Here is a 7,877-nt window from a genome sequence, read left to right on the forward strand (position 1 = left end):
TGGAGCGGCTGGGATCAGCGCTGGACGCGGCTGATCCGGGTGGCGGCGTCGAGCGGCAGCGCCCACCCGGGTGGCTCGGGCGGCGCGTCGAGGGTGCCGACCAGCACGGCGGGGAACCCGTCGATGACCGACCCGGCACCGAACACCGCCCGCTGCTTCACGCACGCCCCCGCGCGCACGATCGACCCGGCGCCGACCACGCTGTCGTCGCACACGATCGCGCCGGGCTCGATCACCGAGCCGGTCTGGACGCGGCACCCGTGGATCATGCAGCCGGGGCCGATGACCACGTCGTCCTCAATGATCAACTCGTTGTCCGGCAACAGGTGCAGCACCGTGTTCTCCAGGATCTGCACCCGCGCGCCGACGCGCACCGGGCCGTGCGAGTCGCCGATGATCTTCACTCCGGCGCCGATCACCGTCTTCGCCCCCACGGTGACGTCCCCGGTGATCTCGGCCGAGTCGAACAGGAACGCCGTCGGGTCGATGACCGGCCGGTGGTCTCCGTACGCGTAGAGCGTGCCCATGCCGCCGCCGTTCTGTGCGGGCCCGGTGATCAGGACGCCGGGGTGCTCGGTCCGTTCGGTCTGGTACTCGCGCAGCGCGGCGACCCGGTCGCGGTCCCGCTCGGTGGCGGTGCGGATCACGTGCGGCGGCCTGCCGACGAGCACCGCCTGGTCGGGGACCACCGTGCCCGCGGGGATCAGGGTGCCCTCGCCGAGGATCACCCCGTCGCCGAGGCGCGCGCCGGGCATCAGGATCGCGCCGTTGCCGATCTCGCACAGGTCGCCCACGGTGGCGCCGATGACGTGCGCGCGGTGCCCGAACACCGTGCGCTGCCCGATGCGGACCGGGTGCGCCTGCCACCCGACGACGATGCCGTTCTCCAGCACCGCCGAGTTGTTCCCGATCTCCACCGCGCCCCCGTGCGCGCGGACGACCAACCCCTGGGCAAGGTGCGCGCCCGCGCCGACGCGCATGTCGCCGAGCAGGACAGCGGACCCGGCCACCGTCGCGGCGGGCTGGTTCGAGGTCGCCCGGTTGAGGCTCACGTCGGGTTCTCGGGGGCTTCCGGCGCCGGGCGGGGGCGGAGGAAGACCACGCCGGACTCCAGATCCAGCGGGCCGGGGTCCTGCTCCTGGCCGGTGCCCGCGTCCTCGTCGCTGACCTTGCGAAGCTTCGGACCGGGCACCAGTTCACCGAACGTCGCCATGGCACCCACTGTAGGCCGGTTGGTGACCACACTCACCAGATTCTCGATGCCGTTACCCCACACGGCTCTCGGCTGGGCGGAGAGTCGAGCGCTGTTCCCCGTCAGCGTGACCCGAGCATCGCCAAAGCCAGTTCCGCGTAGCGTTTGCCCAATTCCGCGGGCGCGGGCCGGAAATCCGGCGTGTACCACCGCGCGACATCGATGGCCAGCGACAAGATGGCCCTGGCCGCGATCCGAACGTCCGCGACCTGAAACACCCCCGCGTGCACGCCCTCGTCTATCAGGGCCCGCACCACAGCCTCGGTCTTGCGCCGCAGGGACGCCACCACGGCGTAGTCCGCCGCCGACAGCGCCGACAGTTCGTACTGCACTATCCGGGCTATCCGGTGCTTGGTGGCGTGCCAGCTCACGAACTCCGCGACCAGCGCGCCCATCCGCTCGGCCGGACTCCCCGGCCCGGCGAACGCCGCCTCGACCATCGCCAGCGCCCGCTCGTGCCCGCTGCGGCTGATCGCGAACAACACCGCCGCCTTCGACGGGAAGTGCACATACAGCGCCGCGGGACTCATCCCGGCCGCCGTCGCGATGTCCCGGGTGGTCGTGGCGTGGTACCCGCGGGCGGCGAAGGCGTCGACCGCGGCGGCCATCAGCCGCCGGGCCGCGTCGGGTCTGATGTCCGGCCAGAGGTCGCCGGGCAAGGGGTCGGTCATCCGGGCAGGTCTACCAGTGGCGCGAGGACGGCGCGGTGCCGCCCCGGGGTCCCGAGGGCGATCTCGTCGGCCTTGGCGCGCTTGAGGTACAGGTGCGCCGGGTGCTCCCAGGTCATGCCGATGCCGCCGTGCAGCTGGACGCACTCCTCGGCGGCGCGCACCGCGACCGCCGCGCACAGCGACTGCGCCACCGACACCGCGATCGGCGCGTCCGGGTCGTCGGTCGCCAGCCGGTCGGCGGCGTGCCTGGCCGCGGCGCGGGCCAGCACCAGTTCCTGCCACAGGTCGGCCAGCCGGTGCTTGAGCGCCTGGAACGACCCGACCGGCCTGCCGAACTGGTAGCGCTCCTTGAGGTAGGCGACCGTGGTGTCCAGGCACCACTGCGCGACCCCGACCTGCTCGGAGGCCAGCACGCCCGCGCCGGTGAGCAACGCCGCCTCGACGGCCGCGGCCGCGGAACCAGACAGCCGGACCGACGCCGACCCGGCGAACTCGACGTCGGCGACCGGGCGGGTCAGGTCCAGCGACACCACCGGCGTCACCCGGGCCGCGCCCGCCTCGACCAGGTGCAGCCCGTCGTCGGCAGGCACCACGAACAGATCCGCCACGGCCGCGTCGGCGACCGAGCGGACCGTCCCCACCAGGCCCCCGCCCTCGACCCGCACCGACGGCAGCGGCGATCCGGGCCACGCCGACAGCGGCACCGCCAACGCGGCCGTCGCGTCGCCCGCGGCCAACTTCGCCAGCGTCGCCCGCGCGTGCTCGTCGTCGGAGACCCGCAGCAGCGCGGCCGTCGCCAGCACGGCGCTGCCCAAGAACGGCACGGGCGCCACGGACCGGCCGAGCTCCTCGGCGACCACCGCCGTCTCGCGGTAGCCCGCGCCCTGCCCGCCCAAGTCCTCCGGGACGTGCAGCGAGGTCACCCCTAGCTCGGCGGCCAGGGTGCGCCACAGCCCGAGGTCGTGCGGTTCGGCGCTTTCCACCCGGCCGAGCACCGCGGCCTCGTCCGCCCGGTCGGCGAGCAGATTCCGCACGCTGGCCCGCAAGTCGTCCTCGACATCGGTGTAGAGCAGGTTCGGCTCGCTCATTTCGGCAAGTCCTTCCACGGCACGTCCTTGTCGACCCTGGGCTCGGCCGGGAGGCCCAGAACCCGCTCGGCGATGATGTTGCGCAGGATCTCCGAGGTGCCGCCCTCGATGGAGTTGCCCTTCGCCCGCAGGTAGCGGTAGCCCGCCTCACGGCCGGTGAAGTCGACCAGTTCCGGCCGCCGCAATGTCCAGTCGTCGTAACGCAGGCCGTCTTCGGCGAGCAACTCGACCTCGAAACCGGACAGCGTCTGCGCCAGCCGGGCGAACGCCAGCTTCATCGCCGACCCCTCCGGCCCCGGCGACCCCGCCGCGAGCTGTTGCCGCAGCCGCATTCCGGCCAACCGCAGCGCTTCGGACTCGACCCACAGCTTCACCAGCCGGTCATGAGCCTCCGGGGTGCGCCGCCCCGGGTTGGCCCGCCACGCCTCGGCCACGACGCCGATCATGCCGCCCTCGCGCGGCACCGGCCGCCCGCCGATGGCGACCCGCTCGTTCATCAGAGTGGTCTGCGCGACCCGCCAACCGTCGCCGACCGCGCCGAGCCGGTGCGCGTCCGGAATGCGGACCTCGGTCAGGAAGACCTCGTTGAACTCGGCCTCCCCGGTGATCTGCCGCAGCGGCCGCACCTCGACGCCGGGATCGGTCATGTCGCAGACGAAGTACGTCATGCCCGCGTGCTTGGGCACGTCCGGATCGGTGCGGGCGACCAGGATCGCCCACCGCGCGGTGTGCGCGGTGGAGGTCCAGACCTTCTGCCCGGTCACCACCCAGTCGTCCCCGTCGCGGCGGGCGCGAGTGCCCAGCGCCGCCAGGTCCGAGCCCGCGCCCGGCTCGCTGAACAGCTGGCACCACACCTCCTCGCCGGTCCACAGTGGACGCAGGAAGCGGCGCTTCTGCTCGTCGGTGCCGAACGCGAGGATGGTCGGCGCGGCCATGCCCAGCCCGATGCCGATCCGGCGCGGATTGTTGTCCGGCGCGCCCGCCCTGGCCAGTTCCTCATCGACGATCCGCTGGTCTCCCCGCGCCGCGCCGAGACCGCCGAGCCCGACCGGGAAATGCACCCAGGCCAGGCCCGCGTCGAAGCGGGCGCGCAGGAACTCCAGCCGGTCGGTCGTCGCCGGATCATGCTCGGCGAGCAGCGCCGCGACCCGCTCGCGCAACTCCTCGCTCATGATCCGGTCCTCCCCGGAACGAGCAGCACCACGGCCTCGGCGACACAGCCGGGCTTGGCGGCGCCCTCGATCTCGATGGTGTGCTTGAAGACCACCTGATACCCCTGGGCGACCTCGGTGACCTCCAGCAGCTCCGCGCCGAGCCGCACGCGCGCGCCGACCGGAACGGGGTTGGGGAACCGCACCTTGTTGAGCCCGTAGTTGACGCCCATGATGAAGCCGTCGAAGCGGTAGACACCGCGGCCCAGCATCGGCAGCAGCGACAGGGTCAGGTAGCCGTGCGCGACCGTGCCGCCGAACGGGCCTCCGGCGGCGCGCTCGGCGTCGACGTGGATCCACTGGTGGTCGCCGGTGGCGTCGGCGAACTGCTGGACCCGTTCCTGGGTGATTTCCAGCCAGTCGCCGTAGCCCAGGTGCTTGCCCTTGGCCTCGGCGAGGGACTCCGGTCCGGTGAAGATGCGCATGTCAGTCCTTCGGTCCGCCCGCGACGTAGATGACCTGGCCCGACACGAACCCGGCTTCCTCGCTGACCAGGAATGACGCCGTCGCCGCGATGTCCTCAGGCTGCCCCACCCGGCCCACGGGGATCATCGAAGCGGCTCCCGCCTTGAAGTCCTCGTACGGCACCCCGACCCGCGCGGCGGTGGCCGCGGTCATCTCGGTCTCGATGAACCCCGGCGCGATCGCGTTGGCCGTGATGTTGAACTTGCCGAGTTCGATCGCCAGCGTCTTGGTGAAGCCCTGCAACCCCGCCTTGGCCGTGGCGTAGTTGGCCTGGCCGCGGTTGCCCAGCGCGGACGTGCTGGACAGGTTCACGATCCGGCCGTACTTCTGCTCGGTCTGGTGCCGCTGGACAGCGCGGGTCATCAGGAACGAGCCGCGCAGGTGCACGTTGATGACCGCGTCCCAGTCGTCGTCGGTCATCTTGAAGATCAGGTTGTCGCGCAGGATGCCCGCGTTGTTGACCAGCACCGTCGGCGGGCCCAGCTTCTCGGCGACCTCGGCCACGGCGGCCTCGACCTGCTCGGTGTCGCTCACGTCCGCGCCCACCGCGAGGGCGGTGCCGCCCTCGGCCTCGATGGCCTTGACGGTGTCGGCGCAACTCGCCGCGTCCAAGTCGACCACGGCGACGGAGAAGCCGTCGCGGGCGAGACGCTTGGCCACGGCGGCGCCGATGCCGCGGGCTGCGCCGGTGACGATGGCGGTGCGGGGTTGGGACACGGGTTCCTCCGAGATTGAGTGGGCGGGGCCGGAGCTAAGCAAGCGCTTAGAAAGTTACTCGCGGGTTGTCTGGCTGTCCACAGCGGGATTCGCTTCGATCAGAACTCGAAGCCTCCCGGTTTGCCGTTGCGGTCGGCGATCAGGCCCGCGAGCGTCGCGATCGCGATCTCAGGGGGCGTGCGGGAGCCGATGTTGAGGCCGACCGGCCGGTGCACCCGGGCGATGTCGGACTCGGGCACGCCCAGCGCGCGCAGGGCGGGGACGTGGGGCGGGGGATGCCTGGGATTGCCCATGACGCCGATCCATCGGGCGCCTGACCGCAGCGCTGACTGGAGGAGTGCGCCCAGTTCGGGGCGGTGGTGGTCGGTGACCACGAGATCCGTGTGCTCGCCGAGGTCGGCCGGAACCGCGGTCAGGACTGTCACGTCGGTCGCGGCGACCCGCGCTCGCTGGGGTTCCACGAGAAGCGTCTTGTAGCCGAGGTCGGCGCCGTAGCGCAGGAGGTGCTCGCCGACGGCCGTGGCGAAGACGACGACCAGCGTCTTCACGGCGGCGCCGGAAGCGGGGGCGCCGTGGGCCACGGCGCAGGAATCGGTGCTCATGAGGGCAGTGTCGTCCAACTCGATCGCTGACGCATCACCTGATGTGGTTAAACCATCGAACAATTTTTCCTGATACAGTTCGGTGGTGAAGGAGGTGGACTTGATGGACATCGTCGACCGGCGATTGCTGGCCAGGCTGCAAGTGGACGCCATGACCCCGTACGCGACGCTCGGAGAAGAGGTGGGACTGTCCGGGGCGGCAGCGCACGAGCGGGTGCGCAAGCTGCGTGAACGCGGCGTCATCCGCCGAACCACGGTGGATGTGGACCCCGGCGCTGTGGGCAAGGGGGTGCTGGCTTTCGTGATGATCGAGGCCAACGCGTGGATGGGCGGGCCGGAGACGAACGCGGCCCTGAGCGCGCTGCCGTGGGTGGAGGAGGCGCACATCATCGCGGGCAGCGCCTCGGTGCTGGTCAAGATCCGCGCCGCGGGCACGGCGGAGTTGCAAAGCGCCTTGAAGGACATCTTCGATTTAGACGGGGTCACCGGGACGCAGACGATCGTCGTGCTGGAGACTTTCTTCGAGCGTCCGGTGACCGTTGATGTGTGAGCTGTTGCCCTACACCGGCATGGCTTTGGACCGCGCGGGCGGTTGCCGGGCCGACGCGGCGTTCTTGGCCAGAATGCGCGAACATCCGGCGGCACGCGCGATTCCGCTGTGGCGTGACCGTTGCCTGGTTCGCGGCGGTGCGCCGGTGGCGGTGGGCGTGTCGGATGACGCGGTCTTCCTGGGCGTGGGGGAGGAGCGTGACCGCGCGGACGGCAAACGGGATGTGGTCGGTGAACGCGGTGCGGTCGGCAAACGGGATGTGGTCGGCGAACGCGATGTGGTCGGCGAACGCGGTGCGGTCGGCGGACGCGATGCGGATGGCGGACGCGATGCGGGCGGTGGTCGCCTACGGTCGGCGCAGGGTGCGGCTGTCGGCGGGGCGGGGCCGTTGTTCGCGGTCGATCTGTCCGAATTGGACGAAGTAGCGGCCATGGCCGCGGCGGACGCGGACGACGCGGTGGACGTGCGGGCGCTGTTCTCAGTGATCGGCGCCGAAGAGTCGGCGCGGTTGGCGTACGCGCGCGGGTTGTTGCACTGGCGGCGGAACCAGCGCTTCTGCGGTGCGTGTGGATCGGCGGCGCGGGAGAGCCACGGCGGGCACGTCCGAGAGTGCGTCGGGTGCGGCAAGTTGCTGTTCCCGCGGATCGAGCCCGCGGTGATCGTGCTGGTGGAGTCGGGAGAGCGGTGCCTGCTCGGTCGGCATCGCGGGGCATCCGGGTTCTCCACTCTGGCGGGCTTTGTGGAGATCGGTGAGAGCGCGGAAGACGCGGTCCGGCGGGAGGTGGCTGAGGAAACGGGGGTGGTGGTCGGGGAGGTGGAGTACCTGGGCTCGCAGGCGTGGCCGTTCCCGGCTGGGCTCATGCTCGGGTTCCGGGCGGTGGCGTTGTCGGAAGAGGTCGAGGTCGATCGGGAGGAGCTGGTGACAGCTCGGTGGTTCACCCGGTCCGAGGTCGCCGAACTCGACCGCGGTCGCGGTGACTCGATCGAGGCGTTCCTAGTCGACCGCTGGATGGCGAACCGACGACGGTGAACGTGGCTCGTTTCGTGTCCTGGGGCTCACCGTGGTCCCTGGGGCAGGAATGGCCTACCGCGGCGGGGTTTCTCGTCGCTGTGCCTGCCGCGGCGTGACGTCGTGGCCTCGGGCGGAAAGGTGGGGGCGGAAGCGATTCTCGATGCTTGGGCGGCTCACGCGAAGTCGCTGGGTGAGGGCCAAGGGCGGCCCGTGGGCCGGGGGCTGACGGCGTAGCTGAGGCTGGCCGTGCGCCGTGCGCCGTGCGCCGTGCGGCCGTGAGGTTGTGCGCTGTGCTGCCTTGTCGCTGTG

The 7,877-nt window shown here is 71.4% G+C and carries 10 protein-coding genes; 2 read left to right on the top strand and 8 right to left on the bottom strand.

The annotated features are described in order from the left end of the window. Positions 1–14: 14 nt before the first annotated feature. From ACZ6SD_RS21405 to ACZ6SD_RS21440, 8 genes are all read right to left on the bottom strand, one after another. Positions 15–1,052: a gamma carbonic anhydrase family protein gene (locus tag ACZ6SD_RS21405; protein ID WP_465318723.1), complete on the bottom strand. Its 1,038-nt coding sequence runs from the start codon at positions 1,050–1,052 to the stop codon at positions 15–17. After that, positions 1,049–1,213: a hypothetical protein gene (locus tag ACZ6SD_RS21410; protein ID WP_465318724.1), complete on the bottom strand. Its 165-nt coding sequence runs from the start codon at positions 1,211–1,213 to the stop codon at positions 1,049–1,051. Before ACZ6SD_RS21410 ends, ACZ6SD_RS21405 begins: the two co-directional genes overlap by 4 nt. A 101-nt stretch (positions 1,214–1,314) precedes the next feature. Then, positions 1,315–1,923 carry a TetR/AcrR family transcriptional regulator gene (locus ACZ6SD_RS21415; protein WP_465318725.1) on the bottom strand — a complete coding sequence of 203 codons (609 nt, stop codon included), beginning with the start codon at positions 1,921–1,923 and terminating at the stop codon, positions 1,315–1,317. Then, positions 1,920–3,011, bottom strand: coding sequence for an acyl-CoA dehydrogenase family protein (locus ACZ6SD_RS21420; RefSeq protein WP_465318726.1), 1,092 nt, complete (start codon positions 3,009–3,011; stop codon positions 1,920–1,922). Before ACZ6SD_RS21420 ends, ACZ6SD_RS21415 begins: the two co-directional genes overlap by 4 nt. After that, on the bottom strand, positions 3,008–4,183 hold the full coding sequence (locus ACZ6SD_RS21425; RefSeq protein ID WP_465318727.1) for an acyl-CoA dehydrogenase family protein: 1,176 nt from the start codon (positions 4,181–4,183) through the stop codon (positions 3,008–3,010). The genes ACZ6SD_RS21420 and ACZ6SD_RS21425 overlap by 4 nt, the downstream gene beginning before the upstream one ends. Further along, a complete protein-coding gene (locus ACZ6SD_RS21430) occupies positions 4,180–4,647 on the bottom strand; it encodes a MaoC family dehydratase (RefSeq protein ID WP_465318728.1) in 468 nt (155 codons plus the stop codon). Before ACZ6SD_RS21430 ends, ACZ6SD_RS21425 begins: the two co-directional genes overlap by 4 nt. Position 4,648: 1 nt before the next feature. Continuing rightward, complete coding sequence (gene fabG / locus ACZ6SD_RS21435; RefSeq protein ID WP_465318729.1) at positions 4,649–5,404, bottom strand: 3-oxoacyl-ACP reductase FabG; 756 nt, start codon at positions 5,402–5,404, stop codon at positions 4,649–4,651. 98 nt (positions 5,405–5,502) lie between these two features. Next, positions 5,503–6,006 (bottom strand): XdhC family protein, encoded by a 504-nt coding sequence (locus tag ACZ6SD_RS21440; protein ID WP_465318730.1) that lies wholly within the window; start codon positions 6,004–6,006, stop codon positions 5,503–5,505. A gap of 85 nt (positions 6,007–6,091) precedes the next feature. On the opposite strand from ACZ6SD_RS21440, the gene ACZ6SD_RS21445 reads away from it, so the two are divergent. Together ACZ6SD_RS21445 and nudC are read left to right on the top strand one after the other, a co-directional pair. Beyond that, a complete protein-coding gene (locus ACZ6SD_RS21445) occupies positions 6,092–6,556 on the top strand; it encodes an Lrp/AsnC family transcriptional regulator (RefSeq protein ID WP_465318731.1) in 465 nt (154 codons plus the stop codon). Next, positions 6,549–7,586, top strand: a complete 1,038-nt coding sequence (nudC, locus tag ACZ6SD_RS21450; protein WP_465318732.1) for an NAD(+) diphosphatase — start codon at positions 6,549–6,551, stop codon at positions 7,584–7,586. The genes ACZ6SD_RS21445 and nudC overlap by 8 nt, the downstream gene beginning before the upstream one ends. Positions 7,587–7,877 lie beyond the last annotated feature (291 nt).

The sequence above is a fragment of the Actinokineospora sp. NPDC051303 genome (genome assembly GCF_055586285.1).